The 16,881-nt window shown below is 36.5% G+C and carries 18 protein-coding genes and 2 other RNA genes; 14 read left to right on the top strand and 6 right to left on the bottom strand.

The features are described 5' to 3' along the window. Positions 1-150: 150 nt before the first annotated feature. Together JOC48_RS05985 and JOC48_RS05980 are read left to right on the top strand one after the other, a co-directional pair. Positions 151-768: an NUDIX hydrolase gene (locus JOC48_RS05985; RefSeq protein ID WP_204498168.1), complete on the top strand. Its 618-nt coding sequence runs from the start codon at positions 151-153 to the stop codon at positions 766-768. 118 nt (positions 769-886) lie between these two features. Next, on the top strand, positions 887-1,456 hold the full coding sequence (locus JOC48_RS05980) for a VTT domain-containing protein (RefSeq protein WP_204498167.1): 570 nt from the start codon (positions 887-889) through the stop codon (positions 1,454-1,456). A 162-nt stretch (positions 1,457-1,618) separates the two neighbouring features. Here JOC48_RS05980 and JOC48_RS05975 read toward each other — a convergent pair whose 3' ends face one another. Next, positions 1,619-2,338, bottom strand: coding sequence for a GGDEF domain-containing protein (locus JOC48_RS05975; protein ID WP_204498166.1), 720 nt, complete (start codon positions 2,336-2,338; stop codon positions 1,619-1,621). A gap of 411 nt (positions 2,339-2,749) precedes the next feature. On the opposite strand from JOC48_RS05975, the gene JOC48_RS05970 reads away from it, so the two are divergent. Continuing rightward, a complete protein-coding gene (locus JOC48_RS05970; RefSeq protein ID WP_204498165.1) occupies positions 2,750-3,592 on the top strand; it encodes an SDR family oxidoreductase in 843 nt (280 codons plus the stop codon). A 120-nt stretch (positions 3,593-3,712) separates the two neighbouring features. On the opposite strand, the gene JOC48_RS05965 is transcribed toward JOC48_RS05970, so the two are convergent. From JOC48_RS05965 to JOC48_RS05955, 3 genes are all read right to left on the bottom strand, one after another. Then, the gene (locus tag JOC48_RS05965) at positions 3,713-4,111 is read right to left on the bottom strand and encodes a hypothetical protein (RefSeq protein WP_204498164.1); all 399 of its coding nucleotides are present in this window, start codon (positions 4,109-4,111) and stop codon (positions 3,713-3,715) included. A gap of 87 nt (positions 4,112-4,198) precedes the next feature. Further along, on the bottom strand, positions 4,199-4,696 hold the full coding sequence (locus tag JOC48_RS05960; RefSeq protein WP_204498163.1) for a L,D-transpeptidase family protein: 498 nt from the start codon (positions 4,694-4,696) through the stop codon (positions 4,199-4,201). Positions 4,697-4,855: 159 nt separating this feature from the next. Beyond that, entirely contained in the window at positions 4,856-5,191 is a 336-nt protein-coding gene (locus JOC48_RS05955; RefSeq protein WP_204498162.1) for a winged helix-turn-helix transcriptional regulator, read from the bottom strand. 184 nt (positions 5,192-5,375) lie between these two features. Here JOC48_RS05955 and JOC48_RS05950 point away from each other — a divergent pair, with 184 nt between their 5' ends. The 5 genes from JOC48_RS05950 (at position 5,376) to JOC48_RS05930 (ending at position 8,594) form a co-directional block, all read left to right on the top strand. Beyond that, entirely contained in the window at positions 5,376-6,320 is a 945-nt protein-coding gene (locus tag JOC48_RS05950) for an aldo/keto reductase (protein WP_204498161.1), read from the top strand. Between the two features lie 12 nt (positions 6,321-6,332). After that, positions 6,333-6,740, top strand: coding sequence for a VOC family protein (locus JOC48_RS05945; protein WP_204498160.1), 408 nt, complete (start codon positions 6,333-6,335; stop codon positions 6,738-6,740). Between the two features lie 89 nt (positions 6,741-6,829). Further along, positions 6,830-7,750: an aldo/keto reductase gene (locus tag JOC48_RS05940; protein WP_204498159.1), complete on the top strand. Its 921-nt coding sequence runs from the start codon at positions 6,830-6,832 to the stop codon at positions 7,748-7,750. A gap of 328 nt (positions 7,751-8,078) precedes the next feature. Next, positions 8,079-8,246, top strand: a complete 168-nt coding sequence (locus JOC48_RS05935) for a hypothetical protein (RefSeq protein ID WP_204498158.1) — start codon at positions 8,079-8,081, stop codon at positions 8,244-8,246. 18 nt (positions 8,247-8,264) lie between these two features. Continuing rightward, a complete protein-coding gene (locus JOC48_RS05930; protein WP_204498301.1) occupies positions 8,265-8,594 on the top strand; it encodes a redoxin domain-containing protein in 330 nt (109 codons plus the stop codon). A gap of 51 nt (positions 8,595-8,645) precedes the next feature. Here the strand turns inward: JOC48_RS05930 and JOC48_RS05925 are convergent, their stop codons facing one another. Both JOC48_RS05925 and JOC48_RS05920 read right to left on the bottom strand, forming a co-directional pair. Continuing rightward, the gene (locus JOC48_RS05925) at positions 8,646-8,801 is read right to left on the bottom strand and encodes a hypothetical protein (protein ID WP_204498157.1); all 156 of its coding nucleotides are present in this window, start codon (positions 8,799-8,801) and stop codon (positions 8,646-8,648) included. Between the two features lie 270 nt (positions 8,802-9,071). Continuing rightward, on the bottom strand, positions 9,072-9,344 hold the full coding sequence (locus tag JOC48_RS05920) for a hypothetical protein (protein WP_204498156.1): 273 nt from the start codon (positions 9,342-9,344) through the stop codon (positions 9,072-9,074). 299 nt (positions 9,345-9,643) lie between these two features. Between JOC48_RS05920 and ffs the strand changes: the two genes are divergently transcribed. From ffs to glgD, 6 genes are all read left to right on the top strand, one after another. Further along, positions 9,644-9,907, top strand: an RNA gene (gene ffs / locus JOC48_RS05915) — signal recognition particle sRNA large type. Between the two features lie 74 nt (positions 9,908-9,981). After that, positions 9,982-10,373, top strand: an RNA gene (rnpB, locus tag JOC48_RS05910) — RNase P RNA component class B. A 178-nt stretch (positions 10,374-10,551) separates the two neighbouring features. Next, positions 10,552-12,216 carry an RNase J family beta-CASP ribonuclease gene (locus tag JOC48_RS05905; protein ID WP_204498300.1) on the top strand — a complete coding sequence of 555 codons (1,665 nt, stop codon included), beginning with the start codon at positions 10,552-10,554 and terminating at the stop codon, positions 12,214-12,216. A 449-nt stretch (positions 12,217-12,665) separates the two neighbouring features. Beyond that, a complete protein-coding gene (gene glgB, locus JOC48_RS05900; RefSeq protein ID WP_338024238.1) occupies positions 12,666-14,591 on the top strand; it encodes a 1,4-alpha-glucan branching protein GlgB in 1,926 nt (641 codons plus the stop codon). After that, on the top strand, positions 14,581-15,744 hold the full coding sequence (locus tag JOC48_RS05895; RefSeq protein WP_204498155.1) for a glucose-1-phosphate adenylyltransferase: 1,164 nt from the start codon (positions 14,581-14,583) through the stop codon (positions 15,742-15,744). Before glgB ends, JOC48_RS05895 begins: the two co-directional genes overlap by 11 nt. Before the next feature lie 10 nt (positions 15,745-15,754). Continuing rightward, entirely contained in the window at positions 15,755-16,864 is a 1,110-nt protein-coding gene (gene glgD / locus JOC48_RS05890; protein ID WP_204498154.1) for a glucose-1-phosphate adenylyltransferase subunit GlgD, read from the top strand. Positions 16,865-16,881: the final 17 nt, after the last annotated feature.

Raw genomic sequence — 16,881 nt, 5'->3', positions numbered from 1 at the left:
ATTTTCTGACAATTATAATAATCCAAAAAGCCTTATTCTTTTCTATGTAAGGCTTTTCTATCATCTTTCAATCTTTTATCTCATAATTGCAAAGAAATAATAATAGACTAACTTCAAGACGTTGTCCACTACTTTTTCAGAGGTGAATCTATGGATCCAAAAACAATCCTTCATAAACTTGAAAATCATAGACCTACAATTCTAGGAGGGCAGAACTTCGCCACATTTGCGGTACTTATTCCACTTGTGAAAAAAGAAGACCACATATACGTTCTATTTGAAGTTCGTTCGGAAAAGTTACGAAGGCAGCCAGGAGAAATCTGTTTTCCGGGAGGGAAAATTGATAAACAAGATAATAATCCACAATCTGCAGCAATTCGAGAAACGACAGAAGAATTAGGAATAAGAAAACAGGATATTATGGACGTCTATCCAATTGATTATTTAGTGTCACCATTTGAAATGATTGTTTATCCGCATGTAGGCTTTATAAGTCACCCCGAAAGAATTGAGCCCAATCCTCCAGAAGTTGGAGAGGTATTTATGGTACCACTAACTTTTTTTCTTGAAACAAAACCACAAATTCATCAAGTTCATTTAAATGTACAACCAGACGAAAGCTTTCCGTTTGATCTTATAGTAGGTGGTCATAACTATCAATGGCGGTCATTGAAAATGGATGAATACTTTTTCATTTATGGTGAAAAGGTAATTTGGGGACTTACTGCAAAAATTATTTCTCATTTTACTGAATTACTACAGAAGTGATGTGGATAGAATAGAAAATAGAAAGAAATCGGGACAGTGATCTATTGCTATTCTTTGTGATTTCGTTTATCCTTCAGAGTTAACAGTATTTTTTCCGAATCATAAGAGGAGGGATTTTGTGGATCAATTCGATCAATCCCTTGAAGTACTAATGGAAGGAGCTGGGTGGCTAGCACCCATTCTCTTTATCCTTTTGCATGTATTTCGACCATTTTTCTTTCTACCAGTGATCGTCGTTTGTATTACTGGTGGAGTTCTATTTGGATTTGTTGAAGGGGCAATTTTGTCTTTTATCGGCCTTTCTTTGATGAGCCTTATTACTTATCCACTAATTAAAAAAATTCCATGGTTCCGTCGTGGAATTTCGCGTTTAAAGGGAAAGTTTATTCACAATGAACGAACAATCTCTGTTGGCCAGGTGATGATTTTACGGATTATGCCATTTATCCATTTTCATTTACTATCTTTTTTTCTTATGGAAATGACAAAATCCTTTAAAGAATATATGTATTATTCTGTTTTAGGCTTAATTATGCCAGCAATATTATTCACCGCGTTTGGGGAAGCGATTAGAGAGTTGCCCTGGTACGCAACTATGATTATGTTCCTTATTTTAGGTGTCATTCTTATTTGTATAGATAAATGGAATAGATCCCGATTGAAACGAACGGAAGCAAAGTTTGATTGATTAGAGCTACTGTGTAAGTATTTATCAGTATTTTTGGTTCGTATGCCAAGGTTGATTTTGCACGATGAGTCAAAAATCAACACCGAACTTTAACATCGCCATTATTAAAAAGCAGCCCTGAGAAAGCACTAACGGTTAGGGCTGATTTTTGCGTGTATAAAACTAAAAATCATGTGGATTGTATTGAAAGGTTGAAACTCGATTTCTCCCAGACTTTTTGGCTTCATATAAAGCAATGTCTGCTTTATACATCAGTTCGTCTAATGATTCATCCGTAAATTGAGTAACTCCTGTACTTATCGTGACAGGAATTAACCTATCTTTATAATGAAAAGTTGAATGTGCAATTTTTATTCTGATTTTTTCAGCAAGCTTGATCCCATCCTTTAAGGTAGTATTAGGCATTAATAATGCAAATTCCTCTCCACCCATCCGGATAAACATGTCCGTTTTCCTTATTGTCATTTGAACCGCCTGAGTAAGCTTCTGTAATATCAAATCACCAGCATTGTGACCAAAAGTATCGTTAATTGCTTTGAAATGATCAATATCAAAGACTAGCAAGCACAACGGCTTGTTGGAAAGAGAAGAGTCAACTAGGTAGTTATCTGCATACAGTTCAAAATACCTGCGATTATAGACAGCTGTTAGATTATCGGTTAAGGATAAATGTTCCAAATCTTTGATTAAACTTGTTGTTTTTTTCACAAAATAAGCAACAACGAATAGAATAATCAACCCTACGAAACAAGAAGTAATTAATCGAATAACAAAATCAATTGAAACCTGTCCTGAAACTGCTTGGTATTGGGAGAAATACCGAATCACGCCGATCCCAGTCATATAAAGAGTAGCGATGAAAGGGTTTGGAAGTAATGTCATCAAGCCTAACCCAGGTAATATGAATAATACCCATAGAGATAAAAATGGAAACAATATATTTGATATTATAGACAAGATAAAAGTTAATATCGTATATATACTTATTAATTTTGTATTATACAGATTAATCACCTACTTTAAGTAGACAGCATTTTGCAATAGTACTATTTTACCACAGTATACCAATATTTGGTTTGAAAAGAACTAGAAAATTATTACATTTTAAAATGGGGAAAATTCATTTGTTTTTAAGAATGATCAATGGCTCGTAGATGAAATTCAAAGTGAGCAGTTGGATTAGTGAAGTAGTGGTTTTTGCACGACATGGGCAATTCAAGTCCTTAAACTTGTGTGATAGCTCCTTGCCCTTTATCATTTGTTTGAGATATTTAATAAGAGGAGGGATCTCCTTTGAACCATGTAGCAATTGTGACAGGAGCTTCTAGTGGATTTGGGCTATGGACGACGATTGAATTAGCAAAACATGGTTTTACCGTAATTGCAACAATGCGCAATATAGAGAAACAAAAAATGTTTCAATCAGTAACAACTGATCAGACAATCTTAAACCGGATAAATACCTGGTATTTGGATGTGACAGACTCTGAATCCATCGATAAATTTAATACCAAATTTCAAACGCTTGAGAGGGTCGATGTACTTGTTAATAATGCAGGAATTGCGATTGGTGGTTTTGCTGAAGAACTATCTACTAGTGATTATCAGAGACAGTTTGAAACGAATGTCTTTGGTGCAATAGCAGTAACTCAAGTTGTGCTTCCTAGGATGCGTGCACAAAGAAAAGGTACTATCATTCATGTAAGTAGCATAAGTGGGAGAATAGGATTTCCAGGGTTATCTCCATATGTAGCTTCTAAACATGCATTAGAAGGTTATAGTGAGAGTCTTCGATTAGAAATGAAGCCATATGATGTTCAAGTCGCCTTAGTTGAACCTGGGTCTTTTCAAACAAATATTTGGACAAGCGGGATGGAATTTGTTAAAGGAAGAGGGGCTTCTCCCTATCATCATTATAAGCAAAAGCTGCTATCGAGAGTAGAAGCTGGGAAGAAAAAATATGGGGACCCTCAAATCGTGGCTAGATTGATTTGTAACATTGCTAGGATGAAAAAGGTTAATAAGCTGCGGTATCCAATTGGAAGAGGAGTAAGAGGGATGTTTTTAACTAAACAATTGCTTCCTTGGCAGTGGTGGGAAAAAATAATAATCCATGTGATTAGAAACGGAAAATAACTTTTCCGTTTCTATATACCTTCAGTAACATCGATTTGTATAATAGGTGTCCATTTCTCTACGAATAATAGAGCCATCATACACGATGACTCTATTATTCGTAATTATTAAAACTATTTGTTAGTAGTATGGATATGGGTATGGGGGATACGGTGGATAGTATGGACCATATCCAGGAAAAAAGTACGGTAATAGAGCTAATGCTGCTAGGCTGCCGATAGGAAATGTTCTCGGTCGATACCGTCTATACCTTCTTCTCGGAGGGCGGCCATACCCATCATATCCATCATCATCATAATATTGGCGATTGACTAGCTCTTCTTGATCCTCTCGCATCATAATATCCTCACCAACTAAAATCGTCACATGATTAGCATCTACATTAACAATAATCCCATCAAATGAGCTTCCGTCTGTCCCTGTTAAAAGGACATGGTGATGCATGTAATGATGACATTGATCATGCATATGTCTTAGTTGGAGCTCGTTGTTGTGATAGTCTTGATTTTCTACATTCATTATCCTCCATCTCCTTTCAAAAACATGATATTCAACCAGGTTATATTCGTTACTGTTTAATGAAGATGGAATGGAAAATGAATGAAATTAACTTCTTATCAAAACAGGCGTTCCAATCGGAATTATGGAAGCGAGTTCTTCTACGTCATAATTATGCATACGAATACAACCTCTAGACACATACTGACCAATTGATGAAGGCTCGTTTGTTCCGTGAATTCCATAATGTTTTTTAGACAAACTCATCCACATCGTTCCATAGGGACCTCCAGGGTTTGGTGCTTTATTGATAATGATAAAATTTCCGGTAGGTGTTTCGTGAAGTACTCTTCCTACTCCAACAGGATACACTTTTTGAATGAGGCCATTCACGAGTAAGGTTAGAGTTCTTTCTGATAAATTCACAACTATAGAGTAGGGAATATCTTCTATTGGCGGGAATCCTGGAATCACAATTTGCTGACTTACATGAATGATATCAGGATTAATAATTTGTGGATTCGCTTGAATGATTGTTTGGAGAGGTGTTCGGTAATCCTCTGAAATCGATGATAAGGTTTCACCAGCTTTTACAGTATGAATCATACAGTAGCCTCCCTAATAGTGGACTTGAACATCCTTTAACGGTTAGTACGTTATCCTATTCTTAAAGAGGGGTGAGGGTGAATGTTTCCCACGTAAGGGAGCCTAAGTAACAGTAAAAAGCGGTAATTTTGATTTGCCGCTTTTTACTGGCACAATTACTTATCCCCATTTTGCTCCCCAATACTTCATCTCTTTAATAATCGTATGGAGGTCTTGTCCTTTTTCAGTTAATGAATATTCTACTTTTACAGGAACCGTTGGATAAACAGTTCGGATAACAATATCATGTTTCTCCAGATGGCGGAGTGCATCCGTTAATGCTTTTGGACTAACACCTTGGATTGCACGCTGCAGTTCACTAAATCGCTTTACTCCACAAAATAGCTCTCTAAGGATAAGAAATGACCATTTAGAACCAATTACATCTAAAACTTTTTCAATCGAACATTCCACGACAAGCTCTGAATCTTGGTTTTCTATTGATTGTTCACCCATCTATTACACCACCCATTTTCATACTAGTTTGTAAGGAACTGGATAAATCTATTATACTATAAAAAATATAGTAAATATACTTTATGTAACTATATTAAAATAAATTCACTACTTCTATTATGATAGTAGTTTTTATACAATAAAGATAGCGTTATCATTAAATGCGAAAGAGGGAGGAAAAGCTGTGAAGTATAGAAGGTTAGGAAGGTCAGGGTTAAAGGTAAGTGAAATTAGTTTAGGCAGCTGGTTAACGTACGGGAAAACTGTAGAGGATAACACCGCTGAAAAAACAATACATAAAGCATATGAATTAGGTATTAATTTTTTTGATTCAGCTAATGTGTATGAACGTGGGGAAGGTGAACGTGTCCTTTCAACTGCATTGAAAGAGTATCCCCGTGAGTCCTATGTGATTACAACGAAGGCATTTTGGCCAATGGGTGATGGCCCGAATGATCGTGGTCTATCACGGAAGCATGTAACAGAACAATTGCATGCCAGTTTAAAACGAATGAATTTAGATTATGTCGATGTTTTTTATTGCCATCGCTATGATCCAGAAACTCCAGTAGATGAAACATTACGAGTAATTGATGATCTCATCCGTCAGGGAAAGATTTTATATGCAGGTGTCAGTGAATGGAGTGCAGCGCAAATTGAAGAAGCAGTACGTGTTGCGGATCAATATCTATTAGATCGAATTGTCGTCAATCAGCCACAATACAATATGTTTCATCGTTACATAGAATCAGAGGTTATTCCAGTTAGTGAGAAATATGGTGTTGGACAAGTTGTCTTTTCACCGTTAGCACAAGGAGTGTTGTCTGGAAAGTATAAACCGAATCAAATTCCTGACGATAGCCGTGCAGCCAATGACTCGATCAATCGTTTTATCCAAGGATTTTTGAAAGAGGATGTTTTAAATAAAGTTGAGCAACTAAAAGGTGTGGCGAAGGAATTGGATATTTCGTTACCAACATTGGCATTAGCATGGATTTTAAGACAACCTAATGTATCAAGTGCCTTAATTGGAGCGAGCCGTCCAAGCCAAGTGGAAGAAAACGTAAAAGCGGTTGACTTAGAACTGTCCGATGAAGTACAAGAAAAAATTGAATCGATTTTAGCTTAAGGGGGGATTTTGTTGATTAAAGGAATTGGACATGTAGCATTAAAGGTAGAGGATATGGAAAAATCACTTCATTTCTATTGTGATGTTCTTGGCTTTAAACGGGCTTTTGAAATTCGAGATGATGACAATAATCCATGGATTGAGTATATAAAAATTGCTCCTGGACAATTTATCGAATTGTTTTATGGAGGGAAGAACAAGCCAGAAGCGGTCGGTGATGCCATTGGTGTAGATCATCTTTGTCTTGAAGTTGAGGATATTAATGAAATTGCCAATCATTTAAAATCCAATGGTGTCACGCTAGACATAGAACCACAACAAGGAAAAGATGATAATTTTCAATGCTGGGCAAAAGACCCAGATGGAAATCGAATCGAATTTATGCAACTGGTTCCAACTTCACCACACATGAACTGCTAAAGTGGGACACGGGGACAGGTTCCTTGTCCCATGAACGTGAAGATATTAAGAAAATAGATTCTAAATAAAAGAAAGGATGAGTTTTTGCTATGAAGTATAGACGCTTAGGGAAGACAGATTTAGAGGTTTCTGTTGTTGGTGTTGGAACATGGCAATTTGGTGGGGACTGGGGAAAAGACTTTAAACAAGTAGAAGTCGATGCGATTTTGTCACATGCAAAAGACTTAGGGATTAATTTAATTGATACTGCGGAATGCTATGGCCCGCACCATCTATCTGAAAGCTTTATTGGAGATTTTATATCTCGTGATAAGCGTGAAGATTGGGTGATTGCTTCCAAATTCGGTCATTCATGGAAAGAAAAATGGGGGCATGCATGGAGCGTAGATGAGGTCCGTCAGCAATTAGACGAATCTTTAAAAGCACTTCAGACAGACTATATTGATCTTTATCAATTCCACTCAGGCTCGGACGAAGATTTTGATAATGATGACCTGTGGACAATGCTTGATAAACAAGTACAAGCAGGTAAAATTCGTAATCTAGGAATCTCTATTGGAAGCAACAAAAATATCCATCAAACAGCGCAAGCAACAGAACGAAATGCAAAAGCCATTCAGGTTGTATATAACCGCTTGGATAAAGCGCCAGAAGAGGAAGTATTTCCTTCTTGTATCGAACAGGATTTAGGCGTCTTGGCGAGAGTTCCGCTTGCTAGTGGATTTTTAAGTGGTAAATATAAACCTGGTGTGCAATTCGAAGATAAAGTTCGTCAACGTAGGGAACAGGCAGAAGTTGATGAACAATTAAAGTTGGTAGAACAAATTAAGCAAACAGAATTACCTGAAGGAGTCGATATGGCCCAATGGGCACTCGCATGGTGTCTACAACATCCAGCAGTAACATGTGTGATCCCTGGATGTAAGAGTCCTGAACAGGTAGAAATGAATGCTGGTGCAGCGAATTTAGATATGGTACCAATAGAACATCGAAGTGCTGTAGTAAAATAATGTATGATGATTAGAAAACTTGATTTATTTCTGATTTAAAGAGTGTCGAAGTTTTTTAAAGAGGCTGACCCTTTTCTTTTGGGGCAGCCTCTTTTTCATTAGCTAAGGAAAATTAATGGAAATTATAGATTGGTTAATTTCATGATTAGGTAAAACATATTAGTGGAAAAATGAATCTGTATTAGATATGATGTTTATGTTCTTAATAATATTTTTTTAAGAGGATGTTTTCAAAAGTCCCTAAGAAGCTTAGTCGCCACGACCTGCTTGCTTCTAATTTGTCGACTTTTTGGAACACAAAATTTAAACAGAAAGTATGGTTTGAATAATGAAGAAAAAAATAATATGGTTACTCGTAACAGTTGCTTTGTTGCTGACTGCATGTGGACAAAGCAAACTAGAAGAGTCCTTAACTTTATTAAATCAAAACGAAGAAGAAGTAACATTTCCTCAAGAGAAACCAATACTATTCTTTTTTATCACAACTTATACATGAAGTCTTTGCCAACAGCAGCTGGTTCAGCTGCACCAAAATTTAGACGAATTGGATGAACTTGATGTTCAAATGTTTATCATCAGCAATGATACACCTGAAGAACAATTGGCACTATATCAAGCATTGGAAGAAGAATTTGGTGAAAGTTTACCGTTTATTTCTGACCCAGAGCTTCAAATAGCAGAGTTATTTGATGTAAAAAATGAAGACGTTGGTTTCTTTAGAGGGTATGGGATGTTAGATACAGAAGGAAATGTAGTGTTTAATACTACTAATGACCATTGGGGAGAAGAGTTCGACAAAACTGCAAAGGAAATTAAAGAAGAATATAATAAATTAATCAACTAAAAGAGTTGTCTTGGACAACTCTTTTAGTAATTGAACAAATAATGGTTGTTACTAATATTTATTTTTCGTTTCTTCCTCATTCAGTGATTGGTGATAAGTGTTAATCTTCTCTTCCTTATTAAATACCTCAGACGAGGCGTGAAGCTCATCGTATTCTGAATTGGTAATATAGATGACCTGATTTTTTAAATGTTCATCTTTTTCCATTAGTTATACCTTCCTTTTGTGAATATATTCTCTTTTTTATATGATCTTTGTTGTTTTTATTCTTAGTAACCGCCCCACTATTTATGCGTACCCATTACACTTTAAACATAAATCCACCTTTTAACAAAAAGCAAAGTAGCCGGAGATACTATTGAGTACTCCGGCTACTTGATGTGATTGTATAGACGATTTCAAAAGACGAATTGTATTTGGAATATCCGCCATTCATTTAGTGACCATGAAAATTACGTAATCACCCAAGTCCACAAATTAATAATTTTGGTTGAAATTTTCGATACCTTGTTCGATGCTATCTGCGCCTTCTTCCAAAGTGTCCGCTACTTGCTGGACGTTTTGATTATTTGCCATATTTTGCAATGGTTGAGTAACTTGTTGTACCTGCGGATTGTTTAATGCATTATTGATTGTTTGTGGCAATCGCTGAAAAGTTCCGTTTTGAACACCTCGTGTAATACCATAAATAGCAGCACTTGCGGCACCCGCAGTTAAAAGTGTAGTCATTATTCCTCGACGGTTATTCATACTAAACATCATCCTTTTAATTTTTGTTGTATAAATGAGCTTCTAAAAATTAATTTTAGAAACAAGGATAGTTTTTATAAACTCACTAATTAATATACTGAAACTGTTTTCCAGTTTTAATGAATAATTTTTTGTTCATTATATATTTTGTGTTCAGGGAGAACCGACATAAAAGAAGTTCTGTGTTCATCTAGCTCAAATTAATCATAGAATATGAATATTTTTCAACTTATAGGTTGACTTCTGCGAAAATATGATATATAATAACAATATCAACAAAACAAGTTGATAACGCATTGTCGTACTAAGTGGGGAGCTAGCGGTGCCCTGAACTCACAATCCGCTCTAGTGAGACTGAATTCCTTTTTGAGGGAAAGGAATTATCATACGTGCCCATAAAAGTGGTGATGAGGTTTGGATCCTACACAATGGAAACTTGCGAATCCTGTCAGGTCTGGAAGGAAGCAGCAGTAAACAAGATCTTTCATGTGTTGTAGGGTTGTCTAGATTGAGCTAACTAGATGGAAACGATGATGAAACATTTCTCGAGAAAAGGTGTGCGCCAATGCTTTACATTGTTTTTGGTGGAGCCTAGCGGGATTTTCCCGTAGAGCTTTTAGCAAATAAAAAATCATATAAGCTGGAGAGAATCGCGCAGATGCAAAATCTGTGAGGAAAGTCCGTGCTCGCACAGGCTGTGATGCCTGTAGTGTTCGTGCCTGACGAAATAAATAGTCAGGGCAATGAGGCATCAATGCTTTGTTGACGGCAGGGAAAATACCTACGTCCTAAGGATATGGTATGAATACCTTGAAAGTGCCACAGTGACGGAGCTTCAATGGAAACATTGAAGGTGGAACGAGGTAAACCCCACGAGCGAGCAACCCAAATTAGGTAGGGGAAGCGTCTTGCGGAAAGCAGAACCAAAAAGACGCCATCACTTAAGTGGTGAGATAGATGATTCTCCATCTATGTGCAAGGACAATTGTCCGTCAGTAGCACGAGATGAACAGAACACGGCTTACGAAGGTTTATATGAGGTATAAATTGGAAGATGAGAAAAAGATCTGGATAATTGTCCAGATCTTTTTTTATTAGTTCTCTCAAAGCGTTACGTGGATATTTTTAGTGATGAAATATACCACCATGGAATGCTCTCTTATCAATCGGGCATACTAGAAATACTATTTTTAACTGGGAGGGCATAATTGTGAGCACAATATCAGTTTTCGCATTAGGCGGTTTGCATGAGATTGGGAAAAACATGTATGCCATTGAATACGATCATGATATATTTATTATCGATTGTGGGAATAAATTTCCGGATGAGAGCTTGTTAGGCATCGATTTGATTATTCCTGACGTTACATATTTAGAGGAAAATAAAGATAAAATTAGGGCTTTAATTATTACTCATGGACATGAGGACCATATTGGTGGCATTCCTTTCTTCCTGAAAAAAATAAATGTACCTGTTTATGCGACTCGGTTTACGCTCGGTTTAATTGAATTAAAATTAAAAGAGCATAAAATCTTGAGGGAAACAGAAATACATGAAATTAATTCAGATACAAACTTAAATTTTAATGATATCAAGGTTAACTTTTTTAAAGTAAATCATAGTATTCCTGATTGTTTAGGACTTGTGTTCCGTACACCACAGGGGAACATTGTTCATACAGGTGATTTCAAGTTTGATTTAACACCGGCCAATAATGAACATTCTGAAATTCACAAAATGGCCGAAATAGGCAAAGAAGGTGTCTTACTTCTTTTATCGGAAAGTACCAATGCGGAACGACCAGGGTTAACGCCATCTGAACAAATTGTAGAGGAACACGTAGAAGAAGCATTTTTAAAGGCCAGTCGTAAGGTGTTTGTATCCACCTTTGCGTCCAATATAAATCGTATTCAGCAGGTGGTTAATGCTTCGATAAAAACGGATCGAAAGCTTGCATTACTAGGAAGAAGTATGGTCAATGTAGTAGACGTTGCCATGAAACGTGGATATATAGATATACCTGATGATATGTTAATTGATAAGGATCAAATCAATGACTTTGCACCGGAGAATGTTGCTATTCTTTGTACCGGAAGCCAAGGAGAACCGCTTGCTGCACTGTCACGTTTGTCCACAGGAAACTTTCGTGGTGCAGAGGTTTTGGCTGGGGATACAGTAATTTTAGCGGCCGGTCCTATTCCAGGTAATGAAAAGAATGTTTCTAAGATTGTTGATAACTTGTTTTCTTTGGGAGCAAATGTAATTTATGGATCAGGCAGTGCATCAGGTATGCATGTTTCTGGGCATGGTTACCAGGAAGACTTAAAGCTAATGTTGACATTAATGCAACCCAAATATTTTATACCGATTCATGGTGAATTGCGAATGCTCTATCAGCATCGTTTGTTAGCTGAATCTGTAGGAGTTGAACATGAAAATACCTTTATTTTAAATAATGGAGATGTCGTGGATATAGAAAATAGCGACGCACGTCAGACTCGAAAAGTACCAGCAGGCAATACCTATGTCGATGGAATAGGAGATGGAGATGTTGGTGACATTGTCTTACGTGATCGTAAACAGCTTTCCGAAGATGGAATGCTCGTCATTGTGTTAACGATGAATAAAACAGACAAAAAGCTTGCATCAAATCCTGACACGATTTCACGAGGGTTTGTGTATATGAGAGAATCCGAGGAACTCTTAGATGATATTAATCGTTTAATCACCAAAACAGTGAAAGACTTACAAAAAGCGAATAAAAGTCAGTGGAACGATATTAAGAAAAGCATTAAAAAATCTGTAGGTCAATTTATTTTTAAAGAAACGAAGAAAAAACCAATGATTCTTCCCATTATTATTGAAGTGTAAAATGGGAGAAATTTATTCCGGTGTAACATTCGAAAAAGGAAAAACTGGGGATTTCGGACCCTAAGACCATTGACAGAAAGAATAAAAGCCTAATTTCCTACTTGAAAATTTGAGAAATTAGGCTTATTCGTATTTTGTTTACATATTTTCTCTCAATGTTCAATGTTTTTGTCGACAATAAATTACATGAAGAAGTGCAGTGGAATTGCGTTCTAATCACCTTTTTATTCGTCGTTCAGATAAAATTCCATCAAAAGACAAAAATCGATAAACTTCCTCGAAATTTCGTGTAGAGTTTAAATTGTTATCACTACTCTATGAATTTATAATTATAAGAGAAGCATCAAATAGTTGTTTATGATGCGTGTGATAGTATTGTAGAGTTTCTCATTTAATAACTTTTTAAACAAGTATTATAAGCTGACAATATTTTGAAATGAGGTGAGGGTGTGCTAGTTGAGCAACAAGTATTGGAGTATGACATGTATCTATTCCATCAAGGGAATCTCCGACATAGCTATCAGCTTTTAGGAGCCCATGTTGATAAGCAAGATGGGAAGAATGGGGTGCGATTTGTTTTATGGGCGCCAAATGCGGTACAAGTGAGTGTCGTAGGCATGTTCAATGATTGGAATGGAAATAAGCACCCAATGGAAAAAATCAATGACAATGGTTTGTGGTATGTGTTTATTCCTGATTTAGAAAGCGGTACCATCTATAAATATGAAATCTTAACTAGACATGGGCATTTAGTTCTGAAGGCAGATCCCTATGCATTTTCTAGTGAACTTCGCCCCAATACTGCTTCTGTTGTTTATCCATTGGATCAATATACTTGGAAAGACAAGGAATGGATGGAACGTCGGAGCAAAGTGAATTTTTATGAATCTCCTATTTCTATTTATGAACTTCATTTAGGTTCTTGGAAGAATATTCGGGAGGAAGAGTATTATACATATCGTGACTATGCGGATATGGTGATTCCTTATGTCAAAGAATTAGGATATACGCATATCGAGCTTTTACCATTAACTGAGCACCCTTATGATCGGTCGTGGGGATATCAAGCGACGGGGTATTATTCTGTTACTTCTCGTTATGGGTCGCCTGACGATTTTAGGTATTTTGTGGATCAATGTCATCAAAATGGAATAGGAATTATTTTGGATTGGGTACCTGGTCACTTTTGTAAGGATGCCCATGGGTTGAGAAGGTTTGATGGTGAAGCATTATACGAATACGAGAACCCTAGTAAAGCAGAAAAATCGATGTGGGGAACACTCAGTTTTGATTTTAGTAGAAACGAAGTACAAAGCTTTCTCATCTCTAACGCCATTTATTGGCTGAAGGAGTATCATCTTGATGGTCTGCGTGTTGATGCGGTAGCTAGTATGCTTTATTTGGACTATTGCAAAGAGTCTGGAGAATGGGAACCTAATGAATTTGGAGGAAGAGAAAATTTGGAAGCAGTTTCTTTTATTAAGAAATTGAATGAATCAATCTTTGAAGAAATTCCCGATGTGCTTATGATGGCAGAAGAGTCTACCTCTTGGCCATTAGTAAGTGCTCCTACCTACATTGGAGGGCTTGGATTCAACTATAAATGGAACATGGGTTGGATGAATGACATGCTTCGGTATATGGAAATGGACCCCATTCACCGGAAATACCACCATAAATTAATTACCTTCTCTTTATTTTACGCCTTTTCTGAAAATTTTGTTTTACCAATCTCTCATGACGAAGTTGTACATGGGAAAAAATCACTATTAAATAAAATGCCAGGTGACTACTGGCAGAAATTTGCTAATTTACGAGTTTTTTTAGGCTATATGTTTACCCATCCTGGAAAGAAATTATTATTTATGGGTACTGAATTTGCTCAGTTTGATGAGTGGAAGGATTTGGAGGATTTAGATTGGGAACTGTTCGATTTTGACTCCCATGTACAAACCTCAAATTATGTAAAGCAATTACATCAGTTTTATAAAGATAGTCCCGCATTATGGGAGTTAGACCATAAGCAGGATGGTTTTGAGTGGATTGATGCAAATAATTATGAACAAAGCATTATCTCTTTTATTCGAAATAGCCGATCATCAACTGATCAATTGGTCATTGTTTGCAACTTTACGCCAGTAGTGTATCACCAATATAAAGTAGGAGTTCCAAAGGCTGGGACATATAAGGAAATATTTTCGAGTGATGCGAAGCATTTTGGAGGCTCAGGGCAAACGAATGGGATGCAATTAGAATCGATATCAACCCCTTGGCATTCACAGGACCAACATATAGAAATAACTGTACCACCATTAGCGATTAGTGTTTTAAAAAGGACTTCTTTACCAAAGGAGGAAAGATTACATGAAAAATAAAGAACATGTAGCGATGTTATTGGCAGGTGGCCAGGGAACAAGACTTAAATCCTTAACGAAAGAGGTTGCAAAGCCGGCTGTTTTTTTCGGAGGCAAGTACCGTATTATTGATTTTCCATTAAGTAATTGTACAAATTCGGGAATTAATACGGTCGGTGTTTTAACGCAATATGAACCACATATTCTAAATGATTACATCGGGATAGGATCAGCTTGGGACCTTGATCGAAAATATGGGGGAGTATCATTTCTGCCACCATATATGCAATCTGAAGGCGGAGATTGGTACAAAGGAACTGCCGATGCCATTTACCGCAATTTAAAATTTTTAGATCAGTATAATCCAGAGCATGTACTAATTTTGTCTGGTGATCATATTTATAAGATGGATTATGCTAGAATGCTGGATTATCACAAGTCTACTGAAGCAGATTGCACCATTTCGGTCATTGAAGTTCCGTGGAATGAAGCAAGTAGATTCGGAATTATGATTACGAATAAGCTAGGAAAGATTATTGATTTTGAAGAGAAGCCTAAGTTTCCAAAGAGCAATCTAGCATCTATGGGGGTTTATATATTCCGATATGATGTATTAAGAAAATATTTAATTGAGGATGCACTTAAAAAAGATTCTTCTCATGATTTCGGAAAAGATATTATACCCAAAATATTGCATGATGAAAAACATTTAATGGCTTATACGTTTGATGGTTATTGGAAGGATGTCGGGACCGTTGAAAGTCTATGGAAAGCGAACATGGATCTATTAAAAGAAGATGCAGAGCTAGAATTAAATGATCACATGTGGCGAATCTATTCAAACAATCCCAATCACACCCCCCAATATATTGCTTCTAGTGCTGATGTCCAGGGTTCATTGGTTAGTGATGGGTGTCGTATCTATGGGACAGTCGATCGTTCTGTAATTTTTTATAATTCACATATACAAAAAGGTTCTCTCATTCGAGAATCTGTGATTATGCCTAATGTTCATATAGGAGAAAATGTAAAAATATTCCGTTCTATCATAATGGAGGGTAGTGTCATTGAAGATAATGCTGTTATAGGGGATCCGACCTCTAACAGTGAAATTACACTCTATGAAGACAAGGGAAATGTGATGTCTTCACGTTATACGACAATGATGAAGTAGGAGAGATTTCATGAATCGAATTGCTGGCATTATTAATTTAGATCAAGAACAGGACTTTTTGGATGAGTTGACTTATTTTCGGTGTGGAGCTGCTGTACCGTATGCAGGACACTATCGAATGATTGATTTTACTATTTCAAATATGGTTCATTCAAGCATCGAATCGATTGCTATTTTTACTAGACGAAAATATCGCTCTCTATTGGATCATTTAGAGCAGGGAAAGGCATGGGATTTGGATCGGCAACGAGGAGGATTGTTTATTTTACCTCCAGATTGGAATGATCCGACAGATATTTCACGAGGTGATTTAAAACATTTTCACAATAATATGGACTATATCAATCGAGTTCAAGCAGATTATATATTAGTAACTGGGGCCCAGAATATTTGTAATATTAATTTTCAAGATGTGTTAGCAGAACATAAGGCATCAAAAGCGGATGTAACAGTAATTTATAAAAAGGTGTGCGAGCTTTATCCAGAGCACCATTTAGCTAGTAAACTAACGATTAACAAGCAAAATAATAGAGTGACCGCTATTCATAATGATCCAAAGAGTCAGGACATCTATATGAATATGTATTTAGTTAAAAAAAGTTATTTATATGCACTGATTGAAGAATGTATTGCACGAGGGCATACGAATCTGTTTGCAGACGCAATAAAGGCCAATGTAGAGGATATTCATATTCACGCCTATGAGTATAAAGGTGTCCATTCATTGATTAACTCTGTAGAAAGCTATTATCGTAATAGTACAAAATTGTTAAATGAAATAGAACATGACGCCTTGTTTAATGAGGATTCTCCTATTTACACAAAAGTGAAAGATGAGGCTCCAACAAAATTTTTACCGAATTCTAAGGTAAAAAATACCATTGTAGCGAATGGATGTGTTATCGAAGGACAAGTGGAGGGAAGTATACTTTTTCGCGGGGTAAAAGTGGGGAAAGGTAGCACGATAAGAAACTCTATTATTATGCAAAGGTGTGAGATTGACAGCGGGGTAGTTTTAGAGAATGTCATTATCGATAAGGATTGTAAAATTAACTCTGGACGCATGTTAATTGGGGCAAAGGAAAAGCCTTTTGTTGTAGCAAAGAGAAAAATAATGTAAAGACACATCTCAGAAGG

Source organism: Aquibacillus albus, assembly GCF_016908325.1.
Lineage (GTDB): Bacteria > Bacillota > Bacilli > Bacillales > Amphibacillaceae > Aquibacillus_A > Aquibacillus_A albus.
This window is presented reverse-complemented; position numbering and strand designations above follow the sequence as displayed.